Origin of the sequence: Sulfitobacter sp. EhC04, assembly GCF_001650875.1 — a bacterium.
Classification (GTDB): domain Bacteria; phylum Pseudomonadota; class Alphaproteobacteria; order Rhodobacterales; family Rhodobacteraceae; genus Sulfitobacter.
Genome location: NZ_LXYI01000008.1, coordinates 36,748 through 63,143 on the forward strand (window position 1 = coordinate 36,748; position 26,396 = coordinate 63,143).

Below are 26,396 nucleotides of genomic sequence, written 5' to 3' on the forward strand. Positions count from 1 at the left end.
AGTTTCTTTGTGACCGCTCAATTGTCCGGGCGTTTGAGCGATGCATGCGTATCCGCTTTTTCGGGCAGATTCTTGTTCCTGTAGCGGCTGATTTGCGCTACTTCGCTTTCCGCCTCCAGCGTCAGCATCAGTGAATGCAGATGCGCGATGTCTCTTAATTCCACATAGATCAACAAACGATAAAAGTCAGGTCTGCGCTCAAGAAATGTCAGGTCGGAAATATTGGCGGCGGCTTCACCGATCAATGTACATATGCGGCCCAACGCCCCCGCGCCATTGCCCAGAGTGACATCCAGCACCGCTTCGTAGACCGCCGGGTGGTTGCCGTCGTGCCAGCGCAGATCCAGCCATCTGTCCGGCTGGTCCTCGTAGGCTGGCAGGCGGTCGCAATCAATCGCATGGACCGTAACGCCCCGGCCACGGAACATGATGCCGATGATCCGCTCACCGGGGAGCGGGTTGCAGCACGGGGCACGGTCAAAGGATTGTCCCGGTTCCAGACCGACCACCGCGCGGGCCTTGTCGATGTGATCGCCCTCGCGCGGGGCAAGATCGGCGTAAACCGCACGCACAACTTCGCGGCCCGACAGCTCTGAACTGCCCAGCCGCGCCAGGACTTCTTCGGCGCTGTCGAGGCGCATGTTCTTTGCCGCTGTGCGCAGCACTTTCTCGGTCACCCGCTTGCCCACATGGGCAAAGGCAGAGCGCGCCAGTTCCTGGCCCAGTTTGATGAACCTTTCGCGGTCGACTTCCCTCAGCGAGCGCCGGATGGCCGTCTTGGCCTTGCCAGTGGTAGCGATGTCCAGCCATGTCACCTGCGGGGTCTGGCCTTGCGCGGTGATGATCTCGACCGATTGCCCGTTCTTGATCCGGGTCCAGAGCGGCACGCGCATGTGATCCACCTTGGCCCCGACGACGGCATTGCCGATCCTTGTGTGGATTGCATAGGCGAAATCAATCGGCGTGGCCCCACGCGGCAACTTCACCACGTCCCCCTTCGGGGTAAAGCAGAACACCTTGTCCGCATACATCTCCAGCTTGACCGCTTCGAGGAAATCCTCGTGATTTTCCTCTGCGTCGAACTGCTCTGTCAGTTGCGAAATCCACTTGGCCGGGTCCACAGCAAAAGGGTTTCTCGACCGCACCCCGTCGCGGTAGGACCAATGCGCCGCCACGCCTGTTTCAGCCACGTCGTGCATCTGGTCGGTTCTGATCTGGACCTCAACCCGTTTGCCGTCACGACCGGAAACGGTGGTGTGGATGCTGCGGTATCCGTTGGACTTCGGTTGGCTGATGTAGTCCTTGAACCGCCCCGGCACCGCGCGCCAGCGCTGGTGGATCGCGCCCAGCGCACGATAACAATCCTCTTCATTTTCCACGATCACCCGGAATCCGTAGATGTCGGACAGCCGGCCAAAGCTCTGCTCTTTCTCTTCCATCTTGCGCCAGACGGAATAGGGCTTCTTGGCGCGGCCAAAAACTTCTGCCTCGATCTTGGCTTTGGCCAGTTCGGTCCGCATGTCGCCGGTGATCCGCTGGATTACATCGCCGGTCTCACGCTGCAGAGTGATAAAGCGGCGAATGATGCTTGCGCGCCCTTCGGGGTTGAGCACCCGGAAGGCCAGATCCTCCAGCTCTTCGCGCATCCACTGCATACCCATACGGCCCGCGAGCGGTGCGTAGATATCCATGGTTTCGCGCGCCTTCTGCCCCTGCTTGTCAGAACGCATCGCCTTGATCGTGCGCATGTTGTGCAGGCGGTCGGCCAGTTTGACGAGGATGACACGCAAGTCTTTCGACATTGCCATGAAGAGCTTGCGAAAGTTTTCGGCCTGCTTGGTTTCGGAGGAGTTCAGCTGCAGGTTGGTCAGCTTGGTCACGCCATCGACCAGTTCCGCCACTTCCCGGCCGAACCGCTTTTCGACATCGGCATAGGATGCCTTGGTGTCCTCGATCGTGTCGTGCAGAAGTGCCGTGATCAGCGTTGCATCGTCAAGCCGCTGTTCGGTCAGAATGGCCGCGACCGCGACCGGATGCGTGAAATACGGCTGCCCCGAGTGGCGGAACTGCCCCTCGTGCATTTCCGCGCCAAACTCAAACGCGGCGCGGATCAGATTCTCGTTCGATTTTGGGTTGTAGGCTTTGGCCAGGCGAATCAGATCATCGGCAGTTGTTTCGGCGCTGTCCATGCCATCCGCCCCATGCGCCCGTTGCCGGGGTTACCCCTGCCCCTGTGCCGCCATCAGCTGACGCAGCAGCATTTCTTCGGACATGCTGTCTTCTTCGGGCTTGTCCTGCTCCTGCCCCATCAGAAGCGCCATTGCGTCATCCTCGGGCTCGTCGACTTCGATCTGGTTCTGGTTGCTTTCGATCAGACGCTCGCGCAGATCATCAGCACCCTGGGTTTCCTCGGCGATTTCGCGCAGGGATACGACCGGGTTCTTGTCATTGTCGCGGTCCACAGTAACGGCGGAACCAGCAGAGATTTCGCGCGCACGGTGGGCGGCAAGCATGACAAGTTCAAAACGATTCGGAACCTTGTCGACACAATCTTCTACGGTAACGCGGGCCATTGAGGTGCTCCCATCTGAAAGAGGCGGTAAGAAGAGGCTTACCTAGGCCTGTTCGCGCTGATTTACAAGCGGCTATTCGATTCGTTTGACCGCGGCGACATCTGCCTGGAACAGGTCCGCCAACAGGTCTTTTACGGATTTCTGAAGCACCGGATGAATCCAGTCCGGCGCAATTTCCGCAAGCGGGACCAGAACAAAAGCCCGATCTTGCAGGCGGGGGTGCGGCAGGACCAGTTGGTCAGGGGCCTGCTGTGCCTGTTGATCAAGGGGCAACGTGCGCCAGCGGAGGTAGGTCGCCTGATCCGGCAGCACCTGGTCGCCGACGGCCAGCAGATCAATATCCAGCGTCCTTTGCCCCCATCGCGCCTCACGCTTTCGGCCCATCGCAGCCTCGATTTTGTGCAGCAGGTCAAGAAAGTCTTCTGCTTTCCCCTCAAATTCGACCTGTGCAGCCGCATTCACGTAATCGGGGCCTGCCCCGGCAGGAAATGCCGGGGTAAGGTAAAATGCAGAGACGAGGCGAATCACTACGCCCTGTGATTCAAGTGCGGCAACCGCCGCCAAGAGTGTTTGTTCGGGTGAACCGACGGCTGACTTGAGGTTTGCTCCCAGGGCCAGCAATGCGATTTGACCAGGAATGAGCGGACGACCGCCTTTTTCCCCTTTACTCGTGGCTTGAAGCATGGCCAAAAATCCTTAGTTATGCGCGTTATCTAATCGCGCGATTTTCTGGTCATAGTTGAATTTTGAGCCACAAAGCACGTTAGACCAAATTTGATTGCATGGCGACTACCTCGCCGAAAGGAAACCAGAATGTTTTACAAGGATGAGCGTCTTGCGCTGTTCATAGATGGTTCGAACCTCTACGCGGCGGCAAAAACACTCGGCTTTGACATCGACTACAAGCTGCTGAGAGCCGAGTTCATGAGGCGCGGCAAACTGCTGCGTGCATTCTATTATACGGCGCTTCTGGAGAACGACGAATACTCGCCGATCCGTCCGCTGGTCGACTGGCTGAACTACAACGGCTTTTCGATGGTCACCAAACCGGCCAAGGAATACACCGACAGCATGGGCCGCCGGAAGGTGAAGGGCAACATGGACATCGAACTGGCCGTGGATGCGATGGAGCTTGCACCGCGTGTGGACCACATCGTCATCTTTTCCGGTGACGGCGATTTCCGGCCATTGGTCGAAAGCCTGCAGCGGCAGGGGGTCCGGGTCTCGGTCGTCTCCACCATCCGCAGTCAACCGCCGATGATCTCTGACGACCTGCGCCGTCAGGCCGACAATTTCATCGAATTGGAAGATTTGCGCGATGTCATCGGTCGCCCGCCCCGCGACAACTCTCCAGACTAAAGCGTCCGGCCCCTAACCTGAGGCATCGCACATCACTTTTCGCGTTGAGCCGCAGGCGAAGGCAGCGAACCAGTGATTCATGTTCAAGGCCGGACGCTCTAAGCCCTGCAGAATTCAACCCGCAATAGCACGCCGAAGACTTTGAAAGCCTCCGGCGTGCAAAAATTCTTAAATTTTGCAGGGATACTATACATCACGGGCTTCCGTGCCCCCCTCCGTCTTCCTACACTACTGAGAAATAAGTGCGATCCCCCGAAAAGGGGGGGAGGTAACCATGTTGGTGAACAGAGCGGCGACGCTTGAACGGATTGACGATGCCGACACCCTTTGGGACGCGGCAGTCGCAACATTGGCGAGCGCCGGTTTCGATCACGCGATCTACCTTACCGTCGCATCCGATTTTACGGCACCTTTCCTGCGATGCACCGCCCCCGAAGTCTACGCCCAGCGCCCGCCGGAAAAAGACCCCTTCTTGCGTTATGCTTGCGACTCATATCACATCCTTCCGCTTGGCTCGGAATTCATTGACGCCCATCCTTACGTAACGGAGGCCGAGCGCAGCTTTATCAAAAGCGCGGCAGAGGCCGGGATGCGGTCCTGTCTGGGGATACCCATGCGGCTCAGGGGGTCTGACCGCTTTGGTGGTTTCATCGTCGGCACGGGCCGGGACAAGACCAGCTTCATGGAAAAAGTGTTTCCTCGTGCCGAGGAAATCAGGTTGTTCTGTCTGCTGGTCCACCGCAGGCTCGAAGAATTGACGACCCAGAACATCACGCCTGTGTCTTCGGTTCTGCCAAACGGGGCGTTTTCAAAGCGGATGATCGCGCCCGAACTCCCGGAAACCTTCGAAATGCTCAGCCCCCGCGAGCGGGAAATTGTCTACCTTCTGGCGCAGGGCCGCAGCAGACAGGAAGCTGCAGAACTCTGCACCATCTCCGTGCATACCGTGTCGGATTACGCAAAATCCGCTTATCGCAAGCTGGGCGTCAACAACCGGGCGCAGGTTGCGGCGCTGATTTACCAGGGCGATACCGCCCCCTGACCCGGCAGGTCTCTGGACCTGCGGCGCATGAATGCCTAAGTCTGACCCATGCCGCAGGAGACCCCGATGACAAAACCCGCCCTCACGCTCTACCTTGCCGCCCCGCGCGGTTTTTGCGCAGGCGTGGACCGTGCAATCAAGATCGTCGAAATGGCGCTGGAGAAATGGGGTGCGCCCGTCTTCGTGCGTCACGAAATCGTGCATAACAAATTCGTCGTTGACGGCCTGCGCGACAAGGGCGCGGTCTTTGTCGAGGAACTGGCCGAATGCCCCGATGACCGCCCGGTGATCTTTTCGGCCCATGGCGTGCCGAAATCCGTGCCCAGTGCTGCCCAGGCCCGCAACATGATCTATGTCGATGCCACCTGCCCCCTGGTCAGCAAGGTCCATATCGAGGCGCAGCGCCATGCCGACAACGGATTGCAGATGATCATGATCGGCCACGCGGGCCATCCGGAGACGGTGGGCACAATGGGTCAGTTGCCCGAAGGCGAGGTCCTGCTGGTGGAAACACCGGACGATGTCGCGACGATTGAAGTCCGGGATGCAGATCGTCTGGCCTATGTCACCCAGACCACGCTCAGCGTAGATGACACCGCAGATATCGTCGCCGCGCTGAAGGCCCGCTTTCCTGCCATCGTCGGGCCGCACAAGGAAGACATCTGTTACGCCACAACCAACCGCCAGGAAGCGGTCAAGGCGATGGCCCCGAAATGCGACGCCATCCTTGTTGTCGGCGCTCCGAACTCGTCCAACTCAAAGCGGCTGGTGGAGGTCGGCGCGCGCGCCGGTTGCACCTATGCCCAACTGGTCCAGCGCGCCGATGACATCGACTGGCGCGCGCTTGAGGGGATCACCAGCATCGGCATAACTGCCGGGGCTTCCGCGCCCGAAGTGCTGATCAACGAAGTGGTAGACGCCTTCAGCGCCCGTTTTGACGTCACTCAAACGCTGGTCGAGACAGCGCAGGAAAACGTGGAATTCAAGGTTCCCCGGATATTGCGCCAAGCAAGTTGACAGGTTGCTCTTACGGTTTCGTCAGCCAGCACTGGCGCACCGGCCATCGGATTGCTAAGGACGCCTTGCTCTCGAACCGCCTGAAACGGGATCTGAAACCTGATGAACCGCATACCCGCCCCTGCCCTGTTGCTGGCCCTCGCAGGTCTGATCCCATTCCTCTGGGCGGCCCTGCTGTCCCTGGGGCTGACCTCGGCGGCTGACTGGAACCTGCCTGCCGTACTGGCCGGGGATGGCCGCCTGCTGATGGTCCGCTACGGCGGGATCATCCTGCCCTTCATGGCAGGCACGCTCTGGGCCTTTGCCGCGGGGGCGCAAGGCATGCAGGCTTTCGCCGCCTATGTTGCCTCCGTCTTGCCTGCGTTGTGGTGGTTCTTCATGCCTGGCACCACGGCCGAAACCGCGCTGATCAACCTCGCCATCGGCCTTGCGGCGCTGCTCCTGATCGAAATCGCCTTTGACCGGTGGGAATTGACGCCACCCTGGTGGCTGGCCCTGCGCATCCAGTTGACTGTCGTGGTCCTGATCTGCATCGCCATCGGAATCTGGGCATGAGCGATCCTCAAACCCTCGCTGTGTACGACGCTCAGGCAGACGATTATGAGCGCATGATGCATAACGAAGCTGCTGCCGATCCGATTTGGCGCTCCTTCGTGGCGGCATGCCCGAAAGGCGGCGTAGTGCTGGATCTGGGCTGCGGCCCTGGCAATTACGCGCGTCTGCTGGCTGGCGAAGGCCTGCGGGTGACAGCGCTCGATGCCAGCCCGGAAATGGCGCGCCGCGCTGGCCTGATCGCGGGGGTGACCGCGCGCCACGGGTTCTTTGAGGACGTGACCGAACAGGATGCCTACGACGGCATCTGGGCCAGCTTTTCCCTGCTCCACGCCCCGCGCGATGCGCTGCCGGGCCACCTGACCCGCCTGCGCGATGCGCTCAAGCCCGGCGGAACGTTTTTCATCGGCATGAAGACCGGCACCGGCGGCGGGCGTGACGACCTTGGGAGACATTATGAATACTACAGCCGCGAAGAACTGGAAAAACTGCTCCAAACTGCTGGGTTCTCACCGGAACAGCACTGGACCGGCTATGGCAAGGGCCTGTCCGGGCAGTATGACGGCTGGATCGTGATCCACACAAATGGCTAAACTTTTTGCATATACCGATGGTGCCTGTTCGGGAAATCCCGGTCCCGGCGGATGGGGTGCGCTGATGCAGGCGCGCGACGGCGATCAGGTGATCAAGGAACGCGAACTCAAAGGCGGCGAAGCGGCCACCACCAACAACCGCATGGAACTGCTGGCCGCGATCCACGCGCTGGAGGCGCTGGAGCGGGACACTGAAATCACCATCGTCACCGACAGCAACTACGTCAAGAACGGCATCACCGGCTGGATCCACGGCTGGAAAAAGAACGGCTGGAAGAACGCCGCCAGGAAACCTGTCAAGAACGCCGAACTCTGGCAACGTCTGGACGCCGCCAATGCCCGCCACCGGGTGACCTGGGAATGGGTCAAGGGCCATGCCGGCCACCCCGAGAACGAGCGCGCAGATGCGCTGGCGCGTGCGGGCATGGCCCCGTTCAAGAAATGACCCTGCTCGCGGTTCTGGATTACGGATCGGTCCTGGTCTTTGCGATCACCGGTGCGCTGGTGGCCAGCCGCGCCCAACTGGACCTGGTGGGCTTTGCCTTCATCGCCTGTCTGACGGCCCTGGGCGGCGGCACCATTCGCGACCTGTTGCTGGACCGCAACCCGATCTTCTGGATCGGAAATCCCACCTATCTCGCGGTGGCCTCAGGCGCGGCGCTGGTGGTCTTTTTCACGGCGCACCTGCTGGAAAGCCGGAGGCGCGCGCTGATCTGGCTCGACAGTGTCGCACTGGCCATTGCTGTCGCTGCTGGCGCGGGGGTGGCGCTGGCGCTGGATCAATCCGCCGTCATCGTGGTGCTGATGGGCATGATTACCGGCTGCATGGGCGGGCTGATGCGCGATGTGGTTGTGGGCGATGTGCCTGTGGTCCTGAAACAGGGAGAGCTCTACGTGACCGCCGCCTTTGCCGGCTCCGCAGCCGCAGCACTGTCGCGTCACTACGGGTACGACCTGCTGATCACACTGCTGGCCTGCGCCGTGATCACCTGGGTCCTGCGCGCCGGCTCCCTTGCCTTCGGCTGGCACCTGCCTGTCTACAAGAGCACCCCGCCAAAGTCCTGACCCTGCTCTTTTTGGCCTTAAAGCGCCCCGCCTTAAACTTGAATCGCCGATACCCTGCCGCGCTTCGCGCTCTCGGGACATCGGCGATACGGAGTGTATCATGTTAAAGGCGGGACGCTGTAAATATTCCCCGCCGGAGGCAATGGCCCGCAGGGCCATCCAGCTACCTGCGCCAGTGAAACGGCACGATGATCAGCGCCCCGATCGACGAGACGATCGCATTCATGCCCGGACTGGCAAACCCGACTCCAAACATGATCCGCACAAAATAGAACAGGAAGGCGCCACCGATGCAGATGATGATGCTCTGCAATATGCCGTTGTGGGTCCATCCCGATTTTTCAGAGACATAGCCGACGATCCCTGCAATCACCACGGTGCCGAAAAGTGCCAGAAACATCGCTCAACCTTCCCCCAACAGGGTGCCGGGCGCAATCTGTGCGCCGCTTTGAAACACATCCGCGTTCTGTGCAGCCTTGCCCGCCTTTTGCAGACGCGTCAATGCAACCGCCCCTGACCCGCAGGCGATATGCAGACTGTTGGTCAAGATGGTTCCCGGTTGCCCGCTTCCATCCGCCAGCCGCGACCCCAGCACCTTGATGCGCGTGCCTTCGTATTCAAACCACGCACCCGGAAAGGGCGACAGCCCCCGGATCAGGCGGTCGACCTCGACCGCTGGCCGGGTCCAGTCGATTCGCGCCTCGGCCTTGTCGATCTTGGCGGCATAGGTCACGCCTGCCTCCGGCTGTGGTTCTGGCACCAGGGTATCCAGACGTGCCAACGCCTCGACAACCGCATGCGCGCCCAGATCGCTCAGCCGATCATGCAGTTCCGCAGTGGTTTCCTCCGCCGCAATATCCACGGCCCGGCGCAGCAACACCGGCCCGGTGTCCAGTCCGGCCTCCATCTGCATGATGCAGACGCCGGTCTGCGCGTCTCCCGCAATGATCGCCCGGTGAATCGGAGCCGCACCCCGCCAACGGGGCAAGAGACTGGCGTGAATGTTCAGGCAGCCCTGGGCGGGTGCATCCAGGATCGCCTGCGGCAGGATCAGACCATAAGCCACCACCACCGCCACATCCGCGTTCAGGTCAGCGAACGCGGCCTGCGCCGCCTCGGATTTCAGCGAAACCGGGTGCCGAACCTGCAGGCCCATGGCCTCCGCCCGCTGATGGACCGGCGTCGGCCTGTCCTTCTTGCCGCGCCCGGCAGGTCGGGGCGGCTGGCAATAGACGGCGACGATATCATGCCCGGCGGCCACCAGGCTTTCCAGCACCGGGACGGAGAATTCGGGTGTGCCCATGAAAACGATACGCATCAATGTCTCCCGACGGGGGGCGCGAATGGCCCCCCCCTAGCTGTTCAGTTTCTTCGCGCGCCGCAGCAGCATATCGCGTTTGACCTTGCTCAGGTTGTCGAAATACATCCGCCCGGCCAGGTGGTCGATCTGGTGTTGAACCGATGTCGCCTCAAGCCCAACGAACTCGCCACGCTTGATCACACCGGTCTCGTCCATATAGCGCACGCTGACCGCACGCGGGCGGCTGATCTTGGCAGAGACCCCAGGCAGGTTGGGCGAGGCTTCCTCGTGCGCGTTCATCTTCACCGAGGCTTCCAGCACCTGTGGATTGGCCATTCGAATGCGTTTCTTGCGGTCGCTGGAGGCATCGACCACGGCAAGCTGCAACATCACGCCAATCTGTGGCGCGGCCAGACCGACACCGGGCATGGCATCCATCGTCTCGATCATGTCGTCCCAGATCGCGCGGATCTCATCCGTGATTTCGGGAACCTGTTCCGCAGGGATGCGCAGGCGCTTGTCCGGCCATGGAATGCATTTGCGCAGCGTCATAGGCCCTCATATTCGGCCAAAAGCGCCGCCCTTGTATCGTGGTCCAGATGATCAAAGGTCACCACGCCGTCCAGATGATCCAGTTCATGCTGCGCGCAGACGGCGGCGAAGCCTTCAAAACTCTGGACAAACCGGCCCCCGTTCAGCCCGGTCCAGACCATCTGAACGCGGCTGGGGCGGTTCACAATCGCAGTCACGCCGGGAATGCTCAGACAGCCCTCCTCATTGTCGGCGCGGTCCTCTCCGACTTCCTGCAACATCGGGTTGATGCAGACCAGCGGGTCGGGCTTGCCCTCTTTCCAGCCGACATCCATCACGAAGAGGCGCAGCATCGCCCCCACCTGCGGCCCGGCCAATCCCCGGCCCGGTGCGGCATACATTGTTTCCAGCATGTCGGCGGCCAGCATCTCGATCTCCGGCGTGATCCCGGCAACCGGCGCGCAGGTCTCTGTCAGGCGGGCGTCGGGCCACTTCAGGATCGGCAGGATGCTCATGTCCGCGCCAGTTCGCGCTTCAGCTTGACCATCTTGCGCGTGATCATCTGTCGTTTCAGCGGCTTGAGGTAGTCGATGAACAGCTTGCCATCCAGATGGTCGATTTCGTGCTGCACGCAGGTCGCCCACAGCTTGTCAAAGGTTTCTGTCCGCTCGTTCCCGTCCCGGTCGATCCAGCGCACCTCCACCTCGGCCGGGCGGGTCACGTCGGCAAATTGATCCGGAATCGACAGACATCCTTCTTCATAGGTGTTCAGCCGGTCAGAGGAGGCGATGACTTCAGGGTTGAACATGACCAGCGGGCGGGGCGGTTCACCTTCCTCCTTGACGCAATCCAGCACGATCAACCGGCTAGACACGCCGATCTGCGGTGCTGCAAGGCCGATGCCCGGTGCGTCGTACATGGTTTTCAGCATGTCATCGGCCAGCGCGCGCAGTTCGTCGGACAGGTCGTCCACGGGCGCTGCGGCCTTTTTCAGGCGCGGGTCGGGGTGCAAAAGGATTGTGCGTTTCATGGCCACGATTTAGGGCAACACCTGCACCTCTGCAACCGGGGGCTTGCAGCCGCGGGATTTGAGGATAGCTTGCACTCCAAGTTTAAAGGAGCGCTTCATGAGTTTTGACGAGATCATCGACCGCCGTGGCACCCATTGCGCCAAATGGGACAAGATGGAAGCCATTTATGGCGTGCCGCGCGACACCGGGATCGCCATGTGGGTTGCCGATATGGATTTCCAGCCGCCCCAGGTGGTGCGCGATGCCCTGCAGGCGCAGGTCGATCACGGCTTTTTCGGTTATTTCGGCGATGACAGCAAATACCTCGCGGCGATTCAGTGGTGGATGGAAAATCGCCACGGCTGGACGGTCGATCCGTCATGGATATTCACCACCCATGGTCTGGTGAACGGCACCGCAATGTGTGTCGATGCCTTTACCGCGCCGGGCGAGGGCGTCATCCTGTTTACGCCAGTCTATCATGCCTTTGCGCGTGTGATCAGCGCGGCGGGGCGCGAGGTGGTCGAATGCGAGATGACCAACAACGCTGGCCGCTACGAGATGGATTTCGACCGCTGGGATGCGCAAATGACCGGCAACGAAAAGATGCTGGTCCTGTGTTCACCGCACAACCCCGGCGGGCGCGTCTGGACCCGTGCGGAACTTCAAGGTGTCGCCGATTTCGCGAAACGGCACGACCTGATCATCGTCTCGGACGAAATTCACCACGACCTTGTGATGCCCGGCAACACCCACACGCCGATGGCGCTGATTGAGGGGATCAGCGACCGGCTGATCATGATGACCGCCTCCACCAAGACATTCAGCATTGCGGGGGCACATGTCGGCAATGTGATTATCGAAGACGACAAGCTGCGCGCAAAATTCGGCGCGCGGATGATGGCAATGGGTCTGTCCCCCAACTCATTCGGTCTGTTCATGGCCACAGCCGCATATTCACCCGAAGGGGCCGCCTGGGTGGATGAGCTGGTCACCTATCTGGAGGGCAACCGCCAGGTGTTCGACGCGGCGATTGACGCCATTCCCGGCCTGTCGTCGATGAAGCTGGAAGCAACCTATCTGTCCTGGGTGAATTTCGAAGACACCGGAATGCCGATAGGCGAAGCAATCAAACGGGTTCAGGAAGATGCCGGCATCGCGGTGAACCACGGCGAGACATTCGGCAAAGGGGGCGAGACATTCATGCGGTTCAACATCGCCACACCCCGCGCCCGCGTAGAGGAAGCCTGCAACCGCCTGACGGAGGCCTTCAGCGACCTGCAATAGCGGCGTTCAGCCCCTGCGCCTGTCGGCAATCAGCCCGGCGGGCGCGTTTTCCGCCCTTTCAAAGTCGAGCGCGGCATGATCCGCCACAGGAGTGGCGCGCTTGAACTCATACCGCATCTCGCCCGGAACAACCTCGTCCGTGGCGACAATCAGGCATTGGAACAAATGCTTGGCCCCGTCGAAAATATCGACCAGCCCGCGCAGCTTTGGCGCATCCTGCGCGTCCACGGCAAAACCGGACTTCCACATCCGCAAAACCGGATAGGTCACGCCGCCCACGTCGATCCGCAACCGGGAGGCGCGTTTCAGGCCAGCCATTCGGGCCGCATCAAGCCCCGCTTGAACCTCTTTCGAAAAGACCGTTTCCATTAAATCCCCCACCCTATTGATCAGTCAAACTGGGCGAAAGCCAAACAAAATCAAGTGAATATTTCATTACACGGGTCATCTGTGCGGAACCGCAGAGGCGCTGCGCGGGAAGTTTCCTGTGCGGATAGGTCCAACCGCTCTAAATATGGTCTGGAATGATAAGAGGAGAACAACATGGGCCTTCTGGTTGACGGCGTTTGGCACGACAAAGGATATGACACCAGCAAGACAGGCGGAAAATTCGAACGCTCCGCCGCGCAGTTTCGCAATTGGATCACACCTGACGGCACCCCTGGACCATCCGGCGACGGCGGCTTTGCAGCCGAATCGGGGCGTTATCACCTCTATGTCAGCTTTGCCTGCCCCTGGGCGCACCGCACCTTGATCTTTCGCCAGATCAAGGGCCTGGCAGATCACATCGGCATTTCCGTCGTTCACCCCGATATGCTGGGCGAGGGCTGGACTTTCGATACCGGTTTTCCCGATGCAACAGGCGATACGCTGTTCGATCTGCCCTACGCGCGTGACATCTATCTTCGTGCCGACCCGAAATTCAGTGGCCGCGTGACAGTGCCGATCCTGTGGGACAAATCCCAAGGCACAATTGTCTCCAACGAAAGCGCAGAGATCATCCGCATGTTCAACAGCGCCTTCAACGGGATCACCGGCAATACCGACGATTATTACCCCAAGCCGCTGCAAGACAGGATCGGGGACCTGAACGCCCGTATCTATGACACCTTCAACAATGGCGTTTACAGGTCAGGTTTCGCCACCACTCAGGATGCCTATGAAGAGGCGGTGTATCCCCTGTTCGACACCCTGGACTGGCTAGAGGATATCCTGTCGACGCACCGCTATCTGACAGGGGGTCAGGTGACAGAGGCAGACTGGCGTCTGCTGCCGACGCTGCTGCGTTTTGACAAGGTTTACCACACACATTTCAAGTGCAACCGCAGGCGCGTCGTCGATTATCCGAACCTCTGGGCCTACACCCGCGAGTTGTATCAATGGCCCGGCGTGGCGGATACGGTGAACTTCGATCACATCGTGCGCCACTATCACTACAGCCATGAAACGATAAATCCCTACCGGATCATCCCGATCAACCCGCAGCCGGACTTTGACGCGCCACACGGACGCGGCTGATCAGGGGCGGGTCAGGCGCTGTCTACTTCGCTGCCGTAATGCTGCACCATTGCGGCAAGGTCTTCCGGCTCCGTGCCCATGGGGATAAGGGCGCGCGCATTTGCGACATGGGCAAAAATCGACCCATCCGAAAAGAACGAGGTGTTGGAGACAAAAATCACCTGTGCTTTCGGCATCCTGTAGTTCGCGAAATCAGCGACCGCCAGCGCACCTCCGTCCGTCAGCACAAGGTTCAGGATGATGATCTGGGGCTCATTCTCTGACAGATAGCTGACCGCATCGTCCTGCGTATGGTGCAGAACCACGTCCATACCATGCCGTTCAAGATGCCGCTTCCAAAGCTGACCCAGCTTCGTACAGCTTTCGACGATCAGCACTTTCATCTGGTTTCCTTGTCCGGCAGCCGGGCGCACCTTGATCGTTGTGACGGTGGTCTGCCCTATAAGTTAATAAATGGTTAATACGCGGAGAAATTGATTAACGATTCAGACTGTCCTTGAAGATCGCGATTTTTTCGGCTTTGACAACGCAGAGTGGGGAAAGTTTAGGCCAAAATGTCAGTAGATCAAGTAGCGCCAAAATCCGCAAAGCGTGATCATGGTGGCGGCGTGGACGCGGCCGCCCGGCGTTTTGGCGGGGCGCGCGACAGTTGGCTGGACCTGTCAACCGGGATCAACCCCCTGCCCTATGATGTGCCGGATTTGCCCGCCTCGGCCTGGACCGACCTGCCAGACGAAAACGCCCGCCTCCGGCTAGAGACCGCGGCCCGGCGCTTTTGGAAGGTGCCGAAGGATGCAGCGGTCTGCGCAGTTCCAGGTGCGTCGGCAGCCATCGCACGCATTCCCCTGCTTGCAGCAGCGAACCGGGTCCGCATCCCCGAACCCACCTACAATGAACATGCCGCCGGTTTCGCCGCCGCAGGCTGGCAAGTGGGCGCGCAGGCCGGCAGCGCCTGTGTGCTGGTCAATCCAAACAACCCCGACGGGCGCATCTGGCAGGCTGGCGACCTGGACGGCGAATTGCGCATCATCGACGAAAGCTTTTGTGACGTCACACCAGAGGCAACGCTGATGGATCAGGCAACCCGGCCCGGCACGCTGATCCTCAAGAGCTTTGGCAAATTTTGGGGGCTGGCAGGTCTGCGACTGGGCTTTGTCATTGGCGATCCCGCACTTATTCGACACTTATCTGCCGGGCTTGGGCCCTGGGCGGTATCAGGTCCGGCGCTGCGGATCGGCGCGCTTGCCCTTGAGGACCAAGCCTGGGCCGACGAAACACGCACCCGGTTGCAAGTAGATGCGGCACGGCTGGATCACCTGATGATCGACGCCGGGGCAGATGCCATCGGCGGCACCACGCTGTTCCGGCTTTACGATGTGGCCAGTGCCGCCGACTGGCAGACCCGGCTGGCGGGCCATCAAATTTGGAGCCGGGTATTCCCTTACAACGCCCGCTGGCTCCGGCTGGGTCTGCCCGCGCCGGATGGCTGGCATCGGCTTGAGCAGGCGCTGTCATGACCGCCCTTCTGCTTTGCCTTGCGATGCTTCTGGACGCAGCCTTGGGGGAGCCTGAATGGCTCTGGCGGCGTTTGCCGCATCCCGCTGTCTTGATGGGTCGCGCAATCGGATGGTGCGACAACAGGCTGAATCATGGCCAGATGCGCCGGGCAAAAGGCCTGGCAGCCATCGCCGGGCTTGTGGTCGCAGCGGCAGTAGCGGGTCTGATCCTCAGCCAGTTGGGACCGGTTATCGAGGTGCTGGTGGCAGCGATCCTGCTGGCGCAACGCTCGCTTGTCGCGCACACGGGCGCGGTTGCCGACGGCTTGCGGCTGTCCCTGCCCGCAGGCCGACGCGCGGTTGCGATGATCGTCAGCCGCGATACCGCCGATATGTCCCCTTCCGCCGTGGCCCGCTCCGCCATCGAAAGCGCCTCCGAAAACCTCAGCGACGGGGTCATTGCCCCGGCCTTCTGGTTTCTGATCGGCGGGCTTCCGGGCATCCTGGTCTACAAAGTGGTCAACACCGCTGACAGCATGATCGGCTATCGCACCCCACGCCATGAACAGTTTGGCTGGGCCTCTGCACGGCTTGACGACCTGCTGAACCTGATCCCGGCGCGCCTGACCGCATTGCTGATCGCCCTGCCCTCCGGCGTGATCACGGACTGGCACGCAATCGCCAGCGATGCCCGCCTGCACCGGTCCCCGAATGCCGGCTGGCCGGAAGCTGCCATGGCCCGCGCGCTTGGTGTGGCATTGGCCGGGCCACGGGCATATGATGGCGCGATGCAGAACTTTGCATGGGTCCATCCCGCCGGACGGCGCACCCTGGCTGCCGCTGACGTGGACGCGGCGATCCGCCGGTTGTGGCACGCCTGGGGCGTAATGCTGGGCCTGTGTGCGATAGTGATACTGATTTCGTCCTGAAGGATATTCATGCGCCAGCTTCTTTGTACACTTGCCCTGACATGTCTGGCCCAGACTGGCCTTGCAGACACGTCCTGCGGCGGAAATTTCTCAAGTTTCGTTTCAGACCTGAAGACCGAGGCCATTTCAAATGGCATAGAACCCGCGACGGCTGACGCCTTCTTTGACGGCATCCGGCAGGATCCGGCGGTTCTGGCCGCGGACCGCAAGCAGGGCGTCTTTCAGATCCCTTTCGTGGATTTCGCCCGCCGCCTGATTTCCGAAGATCGCCTTCGCCGGGGCCGTGCCAACGCCCAGAAATACGATGCGGTCTTTGACAGGGTGGAGACCGATTATGGCGTTGATCGCGGTGTGTTGCTGGCTTTCTGGGCGTTCGAAACTGATTACGGCGCATTCCAGGGGGATTTCAACACCGCCGATGCGCTGGTCACCCTGGCACATGATTGCCGCCGCCCTGAATTGTTCCGCCCCCAGGCGCTTGCCGCCGTGACGCTTTTTGCCCAGGGCGGGTTCGATCCACGCCGGACCACAGGCGCATGGGCCGGAGAGATCGGCATGGTCCAGATGTTGCCCCGCGATATCCTGGAAAACGGCGTGGACGGTGACGGCGACGGTGTCGTCTCGCTCAAGACATCCGCCCCCGATGCGCTGCTGTCCGGGGCCAAGATGCTCCAAGATCTCGGCTGGCGCGCGGGCGAACCCTGGCTTGCCGAAGTCACCATGCCATCTGATTTCGACTGGTCCCAGACCGGTCTGGAGACGACAAAACCCGTGTCCGAGTGGCTGTCGCTGGGCGTAAAACCTCGCAACGGCCCGCTGGCCGATGGGCTGACGGGATCGGTCCTGCTGCCACAGGGCAAGGACGGGCCGGCCTTCCTGGCCTATCCGAATTTCCGGGTCTATTTCGACTGGAACCAAAGCTTTACCTACGTGATGACCGCTGCCTATTTCGCCACAAGACTGCAAGGCGCACAGGTCTTTGACGCAGGAGCCCCCCGGACCGGGCTGGACGGCACCCAGATGAAGGCCCTGCAAACCAAACTGGAAGCTCGCGGTCATGATGTCGGCGGCATTGACGGCATCCTTGGCGCCGCCACGCGCGCCGCCGTGCGCGCCGAACAGACGCGGTTGGGTCTGACAGTCGACGGTTGGCCGACCCCCGAATTGCTGTCGCAGCTTTGACCCCAAAGGAGAATCCACATGCCTCTCAAGAAAACCTCCGCCCAGATGGTTGCCGATGCCCGCGCGAAGATCGAGGAAATCGACAGCGAGGCGGCAATCGCCATGCTGAAAGACCCTGATGTCCAATTCGTCGATCTGCGCGACCCGCGCGAACGCGACCGCAGCGGTTTCATCCCCGGCGCATTTCATTGCCCGCGCGGTATGCTGGAATTCTGGGTCGATCCCGACAGCCCCTATTTCAAGGAGGTCTTTGCGCAGGACAAGAAGTTCGTCTTCCATTGCGCCTCGGGCTGGCGATCCGCCATATCCGTCGCCACCTTGCAAGAGATGGGTTTTGATGCAGCCCACCTGCGGGACGGTTTCGGCGGTTGGGAAAAGGCCGGTGGCCCTGTTGAAAAGAAGGGCGACCGTTGATCGTGATCAGAGCCTGAGCGGATACCGCCAGACAAGACGCCTGTTTGTTTTTTGTTTAGGTTTGACTTATATTCTGATGATCGAAACGAAGTTGTAGTCCAGCTTCTTCACCTGAACTACAGACCTCGCAGAGCGTCAACTCTGCGGGGTCACTCTTTTTCAGGGTATCAAACCCCGAGCCAGAGTCGGATGATCGCGACGATCAGCGTTGCCACACCAATCAGGACCATCCATTTTCGAAACGAATGCTCTTCCAGCCTCATCACCGCCTTCCGCCGCGATGAATCGCGGCCGAGGCATGGTGCGGGCAGAATGTTCAGGAACGGTTAACCATCATCGGCGCACCGGAAAGCGGTCGCCCTTCTGCGTCAGCAAAACAAAACCGCCATCCCGCCGCGCAAAGCGGTCACACCGATTGCGCCCATTGTGGAAGGTGACACAGACGGTTCCATCGGCACCGATGTCATAGACGCCATAGGCCGTTGCCCCGCCCGCATAGGAATAACTGTAGGCACCGCCAACAAAATAGCGGGACTGGCCATCGTCATGATAGGTCAGCGTCTGCCCGTCGATAAGCGCATGTACTTCGGAAGCGGGCAGAACGGCATCCCCCGCCAGAACAGCATATGGATCGGCAGTCGCAGGTGCCGCGACAAACAGAAGTGGTATCAAGAAACGCATGGACATGGTTAACGCAACACCTGTCCCGCGTCAAAACACCATCGCCCATCTGACGTCGATGTTATCTGCGGCACAGTTTCTCAGGCCACCAGCGTTTCGGCCTTTTTCAGATCGACAGAGACCAGCTGACTGACCCCCTGTTCGGCCATGGTGACGCCAAACAGCCGGTCCATGCGCGCCATGATGACCGCATGGTGGGTAATGATCAGAAAACGCGTATCCGTCTGGCGGCACATCTCGTCCAGCAGGTCGCAGAACCGCGTGACGTTGGCATCGTCCAGTGGCGCGTCGACTTCGTCCAGCACGCAGATCGGTGCCGGATTTGCCAGGAACACGGCAAAGATCAGCGCCATTGCCGTCAGCGTCTGCTCGCCCCCGCTGAGCAGGCTCAGCGTGCTCAGCTTCTTGCCCGGCGGCTGGCACATGATCTCAAGCCCGGCTTCCAGCGGGTCGTCGGATTCCACCATTACCAGGCTGGCCTCTCCGCCGCCGAAAAGATGTCTGAACAGCATGGAGAAATTGGAGTTCACCTGCTCGAAGGCCGTCAGCAGGCGCTCCCGCCCCTCCCGGTTCAGACTGGCAATGCCCGCGCGCAGGGTCTTGATTGCCTCTTCAAGGTCGTTCTTTTCTGTGATCAGTGAATCGTGCTCTTGCTGTACGTCCTTTGCATCTTCTTCAGCGCGCAGGTTCACTGCCCCCAGCGCGTCGCGCTGGCGTTTCAGCCGGTTGACGTCAGCTTCCAGCGCATCGGCACCGGGCATCTGGTCCGGGTTGGTGTCCAGACGCGTCAGCAGTTGGTTCGGGGTCAACTGGCTGTCCTCGGCAATCCGCTCTGCCGCTGTGGCCACGCTTTCCCTTGCCGCTTCCGCGCGCGCTTCCGAGCCTGCGCGGGCCTCGCGTGCTTCGGATGCATCGCGCTCCGCCTCGCGCTCTGCCACCGCAGCCTCGCGCAGGGCGCTTTCCGCCTTTGACAGCGCATCGGCCGCCGCGCCGCGCCGTGCTTCGGCATTGGCGATCTCGGCGCTCAATTCTTCACGTTTGGCGGCCAGTTCCGCCGGTGCGGCGCTGGCATCCTTCAATTCGGCTTCGGAGGCCGTCTTGCGCTCCACCAGTTCCGCTGTTCGCTTTTCCGCGGTCTCCAGACGGTGTTTCCAGCCGCTCAACTCCTTGACGACCTCTTGGGACCGCTTCAACCGGGCCTCGCCCTCGCGGCGCAGCTCGTCATGTGCGGAACGGCGCGACATCATGGTGATGCGGGCCGCCTCAACAGTCATGCGGATGTCGTCCACGGCTGCGCGGGCCTGCGCCAGATCGCCAAGTTCCGCCAGCGCGCGCTCGGCCTCCAGCACCCGGCTACGGGCGGCCATCGCCTCGTCCTCGTGGCGCTTGACGGCCAGTCCAAGGCTTTCGAGCCGCCCTTCGGCAAGGTTACGATCCGCCTCGGACCGGCTCAACGCGCGACCGGCATCGGCAACCATGCGATCCGCCTGCCTGCGGGCTTCGCGGGCCTGCTTGTCCGCCTCCGTCTGCTCTACCATCAGGCGGGTCAGGGTCTCATGGGCAGCCCTTGCGCCCTCGGCCCGCTGGCTGGCCTGTTCCAGTGATTGTTTCAAAATCTCCAGGCGGTTCAACTGCTGCAACCGAAGCGCCGCAGCAGATGGCGCATCCTCCGCCCAAGCGCGATACCCGTCCCAGCGCCACAAGTCCCCCTCGGGAGACACCAGCCGCTGCCCCGGCAGCAGTGCCGCCTGCAACGCCGGACCATCATCCGGGTCCACCAGCCCAATCTGCCCCATGCGTCGGGCCAGCACATCCGGGACCGACACATGCTGTGTCAACGGCGTGACCCCTGCGGGCAAGGGTTGATCCGTGTCATAGGCAGGCAGGATCGCCCAGCCCGACGGGCCATCGCTGTCGACCTCCGGCGCGCGCAGATCGTCAGCCAGCGCCGCGCCCAAGGCCTTTTCAAAGCCATGCTCGACCTGCAAACGGTCCAGTACCTGGCCCCCTTCCGCCGTGTCACGCTCCAACAGCTTTGCCAACGCGCCGGTTTCGGCCCTGAGCGCGTTCATCTCCCCTTCGGCTTCGGAGCGTTCCGCCCGCGCGTCGGCCTCGCGGCCCTGCGTTTCGGCGCGTGCTTCTTCGGCATTAAGCAACGCCTCATCCGCCGATGCCGCCGCCGCCACCGCCTGGGTCTCGGCCACCTTGGCCGCATCGAAATCCGTTGCGGCCTTGGCCAGTGCCGCGCGGCTTTGGGTGACCGCCTCCTGTGCCTTCAGCGCCTCGGCTTCCGATTTTTCCTGCGTCTTGCGGCTGTCCTCAAGCAGTCGCTCCGCCGATCCGTGCCGCGCGGCCAGACGGGCCACGTCTTCTGTCAATTGCGACAGGTCCCCCTCGCGGGCCTGAAGCACGGTTGCGGCCTCATGCGCGGCTTCCGATGCGGTTTCAAGCGCCGCCTCGTGCCCCTCGCTTGCCTTTGCCAGCTCACGCTGCTCCCATTCCAGCCGCTCAATGGTTTCGCCCGCGTCGCGATTCAATCCGCCCTCACGCTCGATGTCCCGCGCCAGTTGGGTGATCCGGTTCGTCAAGGTCTCGATCGCGGTCTGCGCGCGGGCTTCCTGATCCGCCAGCGTATCGCGCTGGACCACCAGACGTTGCAGAACTGCGGCGGCAATGGCTTCTTCCTCACGCAGGGGCGGCAAGGCCTCTTCCGCTGCGCTGCGTGCCTTGATGGCCTGCTGAACCATCCCTTGCGCCTGTGCCGCCGCCGTCACACGGCCCCGCAGGTCATCTTCCGCCTTCGCGCGGGCATCATCCGCTTCACGCCAACGGCGATACAGCAGCATCCCCTCGGTCCGGCGGAGTTGATCGCCGATCTCGCGATAGCGCGCCGCCTGCCGGGCCTGCCGCGCAAGCTGCGCAAGCTGCGTGGCCAGTTGTTCGATCACGTCATCGACCCGCGCCAGGTTCGCCTCTGCGCCATTCAGCTTCAGCTCCGCCTCGTGCCGCCGCTGATACAGCCCGGAAATACCGGCGGCTTCCTCCAGGATCCGGCGACGATTCTTCGGCTTGGCATTGATCAGTTCGCTGATCTGTCCTTGCCGCACCAGCGCAGGGCTGTGCGCGCCCGTCGATGCATCGGCAAAAAGCATCTGCACATCACGCGCACGCACGTCCTTGCCCCCCGCCTTGTATGCGCTGCCCACATCACGTGTGATCCGGCGCACAATCTCAAGCGCGTCGTGATCGTTGAAACCCGCCGGGGCCAGACGCTCCGTGTTGTCGATATGCAGGGCCACTTCGGCAAAATTCCGGGCAGGCCGGGTTGCAGCGCCCGCGAAAATCACGTCTTCCATGCCGCCGCCGCGCATGGCGGTGGGGCGGTTTTCCCCCATCACCCAGCGCAGCGCTTCCAGCAGGTTCGATTTGCCACAGCCATTTGGACCCACCACACCGGTCAGACCATCGGCGATGATCAGATCCGTTGGATCGACAAAGCTCTTGAAGCCCGTCAGCCTGAGTTTGGAAAAGCGCACCTAGAATGGCCCCGATGATTCAGTCATCCATGGAAAATGCGGTCCGAAAGGCCATCCTGTCAACCACAACACACCACAACAAGGGTGCGCAGGCCATTTATCCACAAGATATTGCGCTTTCAGAAGGCGGCACAGTCGAGATCAAGCGAAACCTCGCCGGCGATGGCGATTTCGCTGCCGGGGACTGGCGTACATTCGATTTCGAGCGGTGCTGACCTCTTTCGTTTTGGCGGCGGACCGTTGCCGCAATCCAGCCGTGCAAAGGCCTGGGCCTGGTCGCCTGTGACTTCTACCACCTGGCAACCGCTTACCATTGCCATCGCCGCACCAGCCCGCGCCTGTATCGGGCCGAACCGTGGCGCGTATTCGACGTTGACGCGAATGGCCTCGGCCCTGTCGGCCTTCACCCTGACATCGAAGGTTGAGCCCTGAACCGTCACGCGCGTCGGCGCGGCACCCCGGAATGCCGGTGATGCAGTATTGCAGGCAATCAGGAAGATCGCTGCACTAAGTGCCGAAAGGAACCTCATGACCCCAATGGAAGTCAGAAGGGTTAACAAATCCTTTGCTCTGGCGGGCACGCCAATGGAAACCGCCATAATGCATTTGCGGCAGGGGCGCTGTGGTCATATGATTTGACCAATTCAAGGGAAAGCCCATGCCATTCCAACCCGTCACCCCCGAGAAATTATCGCAGGCCGTGATCGGCCAGATCGAGAAACTGATCCTGCGCGGCATCCTGCGTCCGGGAGAGCGTCTGCCCCCGGAACGTGAACTGGCCGAGCGTCTGAACGTGTCCCGCCCGTCCCTGCGCGACGCCATCGGCGCGTTGCAGGAGGCCGGGCTGCTGACGGCCAAGGCCGGTGCGGGGGTCTATGTCGCTGATGTCCTTGGCAGCGCCTTCGCGCCCGCGCTGGTAGAACTGTTCGCCCGTCATGACGAGGCTGTCTTTGATTACCTGTCGTTCCGGCGCGACATGGAAGGGCTGGCAGCGGAACGCGCCGCCACCCATGGCTCGGACACCGATCTGGCCGTGGTGCAGGCGGTCTTTGACAAAATGGAAGCCGCACATGGCAAGCGGAACGGCGACGAAGAGGCGCAACTGGACGCGCAATTCCACATGGCCATCATCGAAGCCAGCCATAACGTGGTCATGCTGCACATGATGCGCTCGATGTACGAACTGCTGCGCGGTGGGGTTTTCTACAATCGGCAGGTGATGTTCAAGCAACGCACAACCCGCGCCGCCCTGCTGGACCAGCACCGCGCCATCAACGATGCGCTGCAGGCACGGGACGCCGTCCAGGCCCGTAGCGCCGTCGAAGCGCATCTGGACTATGTCGAGGAGGCGCTGACTAACCAGAAAAAGGCGGATCGAAACGAAAACATCGCACGCCAGCGGTTGCAGCACGAAACCCAAGGATAAATTGCATGCCCCAAGCGGCTGCAAACTCCTGGCAAGATTCTGTGAGAGTTTTCCCCCATAACGAAAAAAGCCCCGGCAATGCCGGAGCTTTCAAACGCTTGTGGAACGTCGATCAGTGCAGCTTGGCATCGACCTGCGTAATGGCATCGTCGATCAGCTTGTTGCCGTCTGCTGCCGACATCTGCTTGGCAATGACCTCGCGCGCCGCAGCAATTGCGATGGATACGGCCTGATCACGGACTTCCTTGATCGCTGCCGCCTGGGCAGAACCGATCTGATCTTCCGCAGCTGCAAGGCGACGCTCTACCGATTTGGCCAGTTCGTCACGCGCATGTTCGGCTGAACGCTGCGCTTCTTCCTTGGCGGTTGCGACGATACGGTCGGCCTGTTCCTGCACTTCCTTCTGCTTGCGCTCGTAGCTGGCCAGCAGGGTCTGTGCTTCTTCGCGCAACGTGCGGGCTTCTTCCAGCTCGGTACGGATATCGGCGGCACGCTTGTCCAGCATCACGCCGATCATGCCGGGCACCTTGAAATAGAACAGGACGGCGATGAACAGAATAAACGCCAGAAGCACCACGAAGTCGGTGTTCCCCAGTGAAAAGAACACGTCGCCCGCAGCAAGTGCCGGTGACGCGGCAAGGGTGGCGGTGAGGACTGTCAGGGTCAAACGCATGGTTTATCCTTTCATCCGGGATGCAACGGCAGCGTTGACAGTCTTTGCATCCGCCTTGCCGCCCATGGCTGCCACGATCTCTTTCGTAGTGTCCTTGGCGACCTTTTCCACGTTCTCCATGGCACCTTCGCGGATTTCCGCGATGGCTTTTTCGGATTCGGCGGTCTTCACTGCGATCTGTTCGTCGGCCTTGGCCATGGCGGCATTCAGATCCGCCTGCATGTCAGCCTTGGCATCCGCGATGATGCGCTGCGCCTCGGCGCGTGCATCGACAAGCGCCTTTTCATAGGCTTGTTCCGCTTCCAGTGCCTTGGCCTTGAGATCCTCGGCAGCGGCGATATCGTTTGTGATCGTGCCCTGCCGTTCCGACAGAACCGCACCGATGCGCGGCAGCGCCACGCGGGACAGGATCAGGTAGGTCGCGATCAGCGCCAGCACCAGCCAGAAAATCTGGTTCCCCCAGGTGGAGAAATCCAACTGCGGCATGCCGGGGGTGCTTGCGTGTTCCGCCATATCGACGCCAACGGCATCGGCAAGGCCATCGCTATGTGTTTCAGTTGCCATCAGGGCCTCCTTGGAAACTTGGCCTATACGCGTGGGCGGATGTCAATACACCCGCCCGTTCGTAAGGATGTCGTAACCTGGAAGTTAAACGGCGAACATCAGCAGCAGCGCGACGAGGAAGGCAAAGATGCCCAGCGCTTCTGCGAACGCGATGCCGATGAACAGGGTCGCTGTCTGCGAAGCAGCAGCCGAAGGGTTGCGCAATGCGCCTGCCAGGTAGTTGCCTGCAACGTTGCCAACCCCGATTGCGGCTGCGCCGGAACCGATTGCTGCCAGACCTGCGCCGATATGTGCGAGTTCGCCTTCCATGAGAATTCTCCTATAGGTTGGAAGTTTAGAGGTGGCGGGATGATCCCGCCATTGTCTTAGTGATGCGGGTGAAGTGCGTCCTTGAGATACACGCACGTCAGGATGGTGAAAACATAGGCCTGAATAAAGGACACGAGGACCTCAAGGCCATACATCGCCGTGATGGCCACCACGGAAACCGGGCTGATGATGGTGATCGCGGCAAACCCTGCGAAAACCTTGATCACCGCGTGCCCCGCCATGACGTTGCCCGCCAGACGAATGGAGTGGCTGACCGGACGGACGAAGTAGGAAATAAGTTCGATGATCGCCAGGATCGGGCGCAGCGCCAGCGGTGCGGATGCGACCCAGAACAGACCAAGGAAGCTGGCACCGTTCTTGACAAAACCCAGGATCGTGACAGTCAGGAACACGGACAAGGCCAGCAGAACCGTAACCGCAAAGTGAGATGTGGGCGTAAATGACGTCGGGATCAGCCCGAGGAAGTTGGCGCAAACAATGAACATGAACAGCGTCATGATGTAGGGGAAGTATTTCACCCCTTCCTTGCCGCAGATATCCTCGACCATCTTGTAGACAAAGCCATAGGCCAGCTCTGCCACCGACTGCATCCGCGAGGGCACGATGGCCCGCTTGGAGCTGCCCAAGACCATCAGCGCAAAGGTGGCCAGAACCGCAAGGAACATCCAGAATGTCGCGTTGGTCACCGTGTACCAGGAAACCGCGCCCTCACCGAAAAACGGCTCGACGATGAATTGATCCATCGGGTGAAAGACCAGACCGCCTTCTTCCGCACCTTGTGTCTCTGTCGCCATCTCAGGCTCCTTCGCTCCTGTCGTCCTTGTCGGACGCGTCCCCGGTCATTTCGACCATCTTCTTTTCCTGGATTTCCTGTGCAGAGCGGAGCATCGTCTTTACTCCCGCCGCCAGGCCCAGCATGACAAACAGCACCATGAAGATCGGCAAAGTGCCCAACAGCACATCCAGCCCGTATCCGATGCCGAAACCGATCCCAAGACCGGCCACAAGTTCGATCACCATTCGCCAGGCAAGCTGTGCCTGAGAGTGATGTTCATCCGCGCGAGGTTTGGGCGAGCTGCGTTTTTTCACCGCTTTGATCCGAGCCTCTAGCTGCTCTAGCTGCTGCTGTTGGTCCGGATCGCTCATGCCGCATACCCCAAGGGATGACTTGGGCGTTAGGTACTGGGCAGGGCCGTTAGAGTCAACTGAGATCGGTTTGGCAGTAAGGTGATATTTTTCAATGCTTTAATGGTAACACAGGATCACTTTCCAGCGCCTACCCGGCAGCGAGACGACGAATTCACCCACCTTTTCATAT

32 protein-coding genes are annotated in these 26,396 nt (G+C 60.9%); 14 read left to right on the forward strand and 18 right to left on the reverse strand.

All coding sequences use genetic code 11. The annotated features are described in order from the left end of the window. Positions 1–17 precede the first annotated feature (17 nt). The 3 genes from A8B82_RS03065 to folK all read right to left on the reverse strand — a co-directional run bounded on the left by A8B82_RS03065 (position 18) and on the right by folK (position 3,257). The gene (locus A8B82_RS03065) at positions 18–2,189 is read right to left on the reverse strand and encodes a RelA/SpoT family protein (protein WP_067288045.1); all 2,172 of its coding nucleotides are present in this window, start codon (positions 2,187–2,189) and stop codon (positions 18–20) included. Positions 2,190–2,219: 30 nt separating this feature from the next. Next, positions 2,220–2,573, reverse strand: a complete 354-nt coding sequence (gene rpoZ, locus A8B82_RS03070; protein ID WP_067288047.1) for a DNA-directed RNA polymerase subunit omega — start codon at positions 2,571–2,573, stop codon at positions 2,220–2,222. Positions 2,574–2,645: 72 nt separating this feature from the next. Beyond that, the gene (gene folK / locus A8B82_RS03075; protein WP_082899109.1) at positions 2,646–3,257 is read right to left on the reverse strand and encodes a 2-amino-4-hydroxy-6-hydroxymethyldihydropteridine diphosphokinase; all 612 of its coding nucleotides are present in this window, start codon (positions 3,255–3,257) and stop codon (positions 2,646–2,648) included. A gap of 129 nt (positions 3,258–3,386) precedes the next feature. Between folK and A8B82_RS03080 the strand changes: the two genes are divergently transcribed. From A8B82_RS03080 to A8B82_RS03110, 7 genes are all read left to right on the forward strand, one after another. Beyond that, entirely contained in the window at positions 3,387–3,932 is a 546-nt protein-coding gene (locus A8B82_RS03080; RefSeq protein WP_067288048.1) for a LabA-like NYN domain-containing protein, read from the forward strand. Positions 3,933–4,206: 274 nt separating this feature from the next. Then, positions 4,207–4,974: a helix-turn-helix transcriptional regulator gene (locus tag A8B82_RS03085; RefSeq protein ID WP_067288050.1), complete on the forward strand. Its 768-nt coding sequence runs from the start codon at positions 4,207–4,209 to the stop codon at positions 4,972–4,974. Between the two features lie 66 nt (positions 4,975–5,040). After that, positions 5,041–5,991: a 4-hydroxy-3-methylbut-2-enyl diphosphate reductase gene (gene ispH / locus A8B82_RS03090; RefSeq protein WP_067288653.1), complete on the forward strand. Its 951-nt coding sequence runs from the start codon at positions 5,041–5,043 to the stop codon at positions 5,989–5,991. 102 nt (positions 5,992–6,093) lie between these two features. Beyond that, positions 6,094–6,546 carry a DUF3429 domain-containing protein gene (locus A8B82_RS03095; RefSeq protein WP_067288052.1) on the forward strand — a complete coding sequence of 151 codons (453 nt, stop codon included), beginning with the start codon at positions 6,094–6,096 and terminating at the stop codon, positions 6,544–6,546. Continuing rightward, the gene (locus A8B82_RS03100) at positions 6,543–7,136 is read left to right on the forward strand and encodes a class I SAM-dependent methyltransferase (RefSeq protein ID WP_067288053.1); all 594 of its coding nucleotides are present in this window, start codon (positions 6,543–6,545) and stop codon (positions 7,134–7,136) included. Before A8B82_RS03095 ends, A8B82_RS03100 begins: the two co-directional genes overlap by 4 nt. Beyond that, positions 7,129–7,581: a ribonuclease HI gene (gene rnhA, locus A8B82_RS03105; RefSeq protein WP_067288057.1), complete on the forward strand. Its 453-nt coding sequence runs from the start codon at positions 7,129–7,131 to the stop codon at positions 7,579–7,581. The genes A8B82_RS03100 and rnhA overlap by 8 nt, the downstream gene beginning before the upstream one ends. Further along, positions 7,578–8,201 (forward strand): trimeric intracellular cation channel family protein, encoded by a 624-nt coding sequence (locus tag A8B82_RS03110; protein ID WP_067288058.1) that lies wholly within the window; start codon positions 7,578–7,580, stop codon positions 8,199–8,201. The genes rnhA and A8B82_RS03110 overlap by 4 nt, the downstream gene beginning before the upstream one ends. 163 nt (positions 8,202–8,364) lie before the next feature. Here the strand turns inward: A8B82_RS03110 and A8B82_RS03115 are convergent, their stop codons facing one another. The 5 genes from A8B82_RS03115 to def (A8B82_RS03135) are packed head-to-tail and all read right to left on the reverse strand — an operon-like array spanning position 8,365 to position 11,062. Further along, on the reverse strand, positions 8,365–8,601 hold the full coding sequence (locus A8B82_RS03115; protein WP_067288060.1) for a hypothetical protein: 237 nt from the start codon (positions 8,599–8,601) through the stop codon (positions 8,365–8,367). Between the two features lie 3 nt (positions 8,602–8,604). After that, entirely contained in the window at positions 8,605–9,519 is a 915-nt protein-coding gene (gene fmt / locus A8B82_RS03120) for a methionyl-tRNA formyltransferase (protein ID WP_067288062.1), read from the reverse strand. A 36-nt stretch (positions 9,520–9,555) separates the two neighbouring features. Further along, a complete protein-coding gene (gene def / locus A8B82_RS03125; RefSeq protein ID WP_067288063.1) occupies positions 9,556–10,053 on the reverse strand; it encodes a peptide deformylase in 498 nt (165 codons plus the stop codon). Beyond that, positions 10,050–10,547 (reverse strand): peptide deformylase, encoded by a 498-nt coding sequence (def, locus tag A8B82_RS03130; protein WP_067288065.1) that lies wholly within the window; start codon positions 10,545–10,547, stop codon positions 10,050–10,052. The genes def (A8B82_RS03125) and def (A8B82_RS03130) overlap by 4 nt, the downstream gene beginning before the upstream one ends. Further along, complete coding sequence (def, locus tag A8B82_RS03135; protein WP_067288066.1) at positions 10,544–11,062, reverse strand: peptide deformylase; 519 nt, start codon at positions 11,060–11,062, stop codon at positions 10,544–10,546. Before def (A8B82_RS03135) ends, def (A8B82_RS03130) begins: the two co-directional genes overlap by 4 nt. 97 nt (positions 11,063–11,159) lie before the next feature. On the opposite strand from def (A8B82_RS03135), the gene A8B82_RS03140 reads away from it, so the two are divergent. Next, positions 11,160–12,329, forward strand: a complete 1,170-nt coding sequence (locus tag A8B82_RS03140; protein WP_067288068.1) for a MalY/PatB family protein — start codon at positions 11,160–11,162, stop codon at positions 12,327–12,329. Positions 12,330–12,335: 6 nt separating this feature from the next. On the opposite strand, the gene A8B82_RS03145 is transcribed toward A8B82_RS03140, so the two are convergent. Next, positions 12,336–12,698 carry a hypothetical protein gene (locus A8B82_RS03145; protein ID WP_067288069.1) on the reverse strand — a complete coding sequence of 121 codons (363 nt, stop codon included), beginning with the start codon at positions 12,696–12,698 and terminating at the stop codon, positions 12,336–12,338. A gap of 174 nt (positions 12,699–12,872) precedes the next feature. On the opposite strand from A8B82_RS03145, the gene A8B82_RS03150 reads away from it, so the two are divergent. Then, positions 12,873–13,847 carry a glutathione S-transferase family protein gene (locus A8B82_RS03150; RefSeq protein WP_067288071.1) on the forward strand — a complete coding sequence of 325 codons (975 nt, stop codon included), beginning with the start codon at positions 12,873–12,875 and terminating at the stop codon, positions 13,845–13,847. An 11-nt stretch (positions 13,848–13,858) separates the two neighbouring features. On the opposite strand, the gene A8B82_RS03155 is transcribed toward A8B82_RS03150, so the two are convergent. Next, positions 13,859–14,230, reverse strand: a complete 372-nt coding sequence (locus A8B82_RS03155) for a response regulator (RefSeq protein ID WP_067288073.1) — start codon at positions 14,228–14,230, stop codon at positions 13,859–13,861. A 171-nt stretch (positions 14,231–14,401) separates the two neighbouring features. On the opposite strand from A8B82_RS03155, the gene A8B82_RS03160 reads away from it, so the two are divergent. From A8B82_RS03160 to A8B82_RS03175, 4 genes are read left to right on the forward strand one after another with little or no spacing between them, the layout of a single operon-like run. Beyond that, entirely contained in the window at positions 14,402–15,364 is a 963-nt protein-coding gene (locus A8B82_RS03160) for a threonine-phosphate decarboxylase (RefSeq protein ID WP_067288074.1), read from the forward strand. After that, on the forward strand, positions 15,361–16,272 hold the full coding sequence (gene cbiB / locus A8B82_RS03165; protein ID WP_082899110.1) for an adenosylcobinamide-phosphate synthase CbiB: 912 nt from the start codon (positions 15,361–15,363) through the stop codon (positions 16,270–16,272). The genes A8B82_RS03160 and cbiB overlap by 4 nt, the downstream gene beginning before the upstream one ends. A 9-nt stretch (positions 16,273–16,281) precedes the next feature. Continuing rightward, positions 16,282–17,454, forward strand: a complete 1,173-nt coding sequence (locus tag A8B82_RS03170; protein WP_067288076.1) for a lytic murein transglycosylase — start codon at positions 16,282–16,284, stop codon at positions 17,452–17,454. An 18-nt stretch (positions 17,455–17,472) separates the two neighbouring features. Continuing rightward, the gene (locus A8B82_RS03175) at positions 17,473–17,868 is read left to right on the forward strand and encodes a rhodanese-like domain-containing protein (protein WP_067288077.1); all 396 of its coding nucleotides are present in this window, start codon (positions 17,473–17,475) and stop codon (positions 17,866–17,868) included. Between the two features lie 333 nt (positions 17,869–18,201). Here the strand turns inward: A8B82_RS03175 and A8B82_RS03180 are convergent, their stop codons facing one another. The 3 genes from A8B82_RS03180 to A8B82_RS24400 all read right to left on the reverse strand — a co-directional run bounded on the left by A8B82_RS03180 (position 18,202) and on the right by A8B82_RS24400 (position 22,684). Next, positions 18,202–18,555: a hypothetical protein gene (locus A8B82_RS03180; RefSeq protein ID WP_235604609.1), complete on the reverse strand. Its 354-nt coding sequence runs from the start codon at positions 18,553–18,555 to the stop codon at positions 18,202–18,204. 74 nt (positions 18,556–18,629) lie between these two features. Continuing rightward, entirely contained in the window at positions 18,630–22,085 is a 3,456-nt protein-coding gene (gene smc, locus A8B82_RS03185; protein ID WP_067288079.1) for a chromosome segregation protein SMC, read from the reverse strand. Between the two features lie 119 nt (positions 22,086–22,204). Next, positions 22,205–22,684: a hypothetical protein gene (locus A8B82_RS24400; RefSeq protein ID WP_201120733.1), complete on the reverse strand. Its 480-nt coding sequence runs from the start codon at positions 22,682–22,684 to the stop codon at positions 22,205–22,207. Positions 22,685–22,743: 59 nt separating this feature from the next. Here A8B82_RS24400 and A8B82_RS03195 point away from each other — a divergent pair, with 59 nt between their 5' ends. Further along, positions 22,744–23,511, forward strand: a complete 768-nt coding sequence (locus tag A8B82_RS03195; protein WP_067288082.1) for a FadR/GntR family transcriptional regulator — start codon at positions 22,744–22,746, stop codon at positions 23,509–23,511. 112 nt (positions 23,512–23,623) lie between these two features. On the opposite strand, the gene A8B82_RS03200 is transcribed toward A8B82_RS03195, so the two are convergent. The 5 genes from A8B82_RS03200 to A8B82_RS03220 all read right to left on the reverse strand — a co-directional run bounded on the left by A8B82_RS03200 (position 23,624) and on the right by A8B82_RS03220 (position 26,224). Further along, on the reverse strand, positions 23,624–24,184 hold the full coding sequence (locus tag A8B82_RS03200) for a F0F1 ATP synthase subunit B (protein WP_067288084.1): 561 nt from the start codon (positions 24,182–24,184) through the stop codon (positions 23,624–23,626). Between the two features lie 3 nt (positions 24,185–24,187). After that, positions 24,188–24,748: a F0F1 ATP synthase subunit B' gene (locus A8B82_RS03205; RefSeq protein ID WP_067288085.1), complete on the reverse strand. Its 561-nt coding sequence runs from the start codon at positions 24,746–24,748 to the stop codon at positions 24,188–24,190. Positions 24,749–24,832: 84 nt separating this feature from the next. After that, entirely contained in the window at positions 24,833–25,057 is a 225-nt protein-coding gene (locus tag A8B82_RS03210) for a F0F1 ATP synthase subunit C (RefSeq protein ID WP_011567586.1), read from the reverse strand. Between the two features lie 56 nt (positions 25,058–25,113). Next, positions 25,114–25,872 (reverse strand): F0F1 ATP synthase subunit A, encoded by a 759-nt coding sequence (locus A8B82_RS03215; protein WP_067288087.1) that lies wholly within the window; start codon positions 25,870–25,872, stop codon positions 25,114–25,116. A 1-nt stretch (position 25,873) separates the two neighbouring features. Then, a complete protein-coding gene (locus A8B82_RS03220; protein ID WP_067288089.1) occupies positions 25,874–26,224 on the reverse strand; it encodes an AtpZ/AtpI family protein in 351 nt (116 codons plus the stop codon). Between the last annotated feature and the right edge of the window lie 172 nt (positions 26,225–26,396).

Bases quoted from the DNA above. Each gene is read 5' to 3' on its own strand.
- A8B82_RS03100 (WP_067288053.1), top strand. From the start codon at position 6,543: ATGAGCGATCCTCAAACCCTCGCTGTGTACGACGCTCAGGCAGACGAT.
- A8B82_RS24400 (WP_201120733.1), bottom strand. From the start codon at position 22,684: ATGGCGGTTTCCATTGGCGTGCCCGCCAGAGCAAAGGATTTGTTAACC.
- def (WP_067288063.1), bottom strand. From the start codon at position 10,053: ATGACGCTGCGCAAATGCATTCCATGGCCGGACAAGCGCCTGCGCATC.
- A8B82_RS03200 (WP_067288084.1), bottom strand. From the start codon at position 24,184: ATGCGTTTGACCCTGACAGTCCTCACCGCCACCCTTGCCGCGTCACCG.
- A8B82_RS03195 (WP_067288082.1), top strand. From the start codon at position 22,744: ATGCCATTCCAACCCGTCACCCCCGAGAAATTATCGCAGGCCGTGATC.
- rpoZ (WP_067288047.1), bottom strand. From the start codon at position 2,573: ATGGCCCGCGTTACCGTAGAAGATTGTGTCGACAAGGTTCCGAATCGT.
- A8B82_RS03180 (WP_235604609.1), bottom strand. From the start codon at position 18,555: ATGTCCATGCGTTTCTTGATACCACTTCTGTTTGTCGCGGCACCTGCG.
- cbiB (WP_082899110.1), top strand. From the start codon at position 15,361: ATGACCGCCCTTCTGCTTTGCCTTGCGATGCTTCTGGACGCAGCCTTG.
- A8B82_RS03085 (WP_067288050.1), top strand. From the start codon at position 4,207: ATGTTGGTGAACAGAGCGGCGACGCTTGAACGGATTGACGATGCCGAC.
- folK (WP_082899109.1), bottom strand. From the start codon at position 3,257: ATGCTTCAAGCCACGAGTAAAGGGGAAAAAGGCGGTCGTCCGCTCATT.
- A8B82_RS03175 (WP_067288077.1), top strand. From the start codon at position 17,473: ATGCCTCTCAAGAAAACCTCCGCCCAGATGGTTGCCGATGCCCGCGCG.
- rnhA (WP_067288057.1), top strand. From the start codon at position 7,129: ATGGCTAAACTTTTTGCATATACCGATGGTGCCTGTTCGGGAAATCCC.
- A8B82_RS03215 (WP_067288087.1), bottom strand. From the start codon at position 25,872: ATGGCGACAGAGACACAAGGTGCGGAAGAAGGCGGTCTGGTCTTTCAC.
- def (WP_067288065.1), bottom strand. From the start codon at position 10,547: ATGAGCATCCTGCCGATCCTGAAGTGGCCCGACGCCCGCCTGACAGAG.
- A8B82_RS03210 (WP_011567586.1), bottom strand. From the start codon at position 25,057: ATGGAAGGCGAACTCGCACATATCGGCGCAGGTCTGGCAGCAATCGGT.
- def (WP_067288066.1), bottom strand. From the start codon at position 11,062: ATGAAACGCACAATCCTTTTGCACCCCGACCCGCGCCTGAAAAAGGCC.
- A8B82_RS03145 (WP_067288069.1), bottom strand. From the start codon at position 12,698: ATGGAAACGGTCTTTTCGAAAGAGGTTCAAGCGGGGCTTGATGCGGCC.
- A8B82_RS03160 (WP_067288074.1), top strand. From the start codon at position 14,402: ATGTCAGTAGATCAAGTAGCGCCAAAATCCGCAAAGCGTGATCATGGT.
- A8B82_RS03170 (WP_067288076.1), top strand. From the start codon at position 16,282: ATGCGCCAGCTTCTTTGTACACTTGCCCTGACATGTCTGGCCCAGACT.
- A8B82_RS03095 (WP_067288052.1), top strand. From the start codon at position 6,094: ATGAACCGCATACCCGCCCCTGCCCTGTTGCTGGCCCTCGCAGGTCTG.
- A8B82_RS03155 (WP_067288073.1), bottom strand. From the start codon at position 14,230: ATGAAAGTGCTGATCGTCGAAAGCTGTACGAAGCTGGGTCAGCTTTGG.
- A8B82_RS03140 (WP_067288068.1), top strand. From the start codon at position 11,160: ATGAGTTTTGACGAGATCATCGACCGCCGTGGCACCCATTGCGCCAAA.
- A8B82_RS03220 (WP_067288089.1), bottom strand. From the start codon at position 26,224: ATGAGCGATCCGGACCAACAGCAGCAGCTAGAGCAGCTAGAGGCTCGG.
- A8B82_RS03150 (WP_067288071.1), top strand. From the start codon at position 12,873: ATGGGCCTTCTGGTTGACGGCGTTTGGCACGACAAAGGATATGACACC.
- A8B82_RS03110 (WP_067288058.1), top strand. From the start codon at position 7,578: ATGACCCTGCTCGCGGTTCTGGATTACGGATCGGTCCTGGTCTTTGCG.
- fmt (WP_067288062.1), bottom strand. From the start codon at position 9,519: ATGCGTATCGTTTTCATGGGCACACCCGAATTCTCCGTCCCGGTGCTG.
- A8B82_RS03065 (WP_067288045.1), bottom strand. From the start codon at position 2,189: ATGGACAGCGCCGAAACAACTGCCGATGATCTGATTCGCCTGGCCAAA.
- A8B82_RS03115 (WP_067288060.1), bottom strand. From the start codon at position 8,601: ATGTTTCTGGCACTTTTCGGCACCGTGGTGATTGCAGGGATCGTCGGC.
- ispH (WP_067288653.1), top strand. From the start codon at position 5,041: ATGACAAAACCCGCCCTCACGCTCTACCTTGCCGCCCCGCGCGGTTTT.
- A8B82_RS03080 (WP_067288048.1), top strand. From the start codon at position 3,387: ATGTTTTACAAGGATGAGCGTCTTGCGCTGTTCATAGATGGTTCGAAC.
- A8B82_RS03205 (WP_067288085.1), bottom strand. From the start codon at position 24,748: ATGGCAACTGAAACACATAGCGATGGCCTTGCCGATGCCGTTGGCGTC.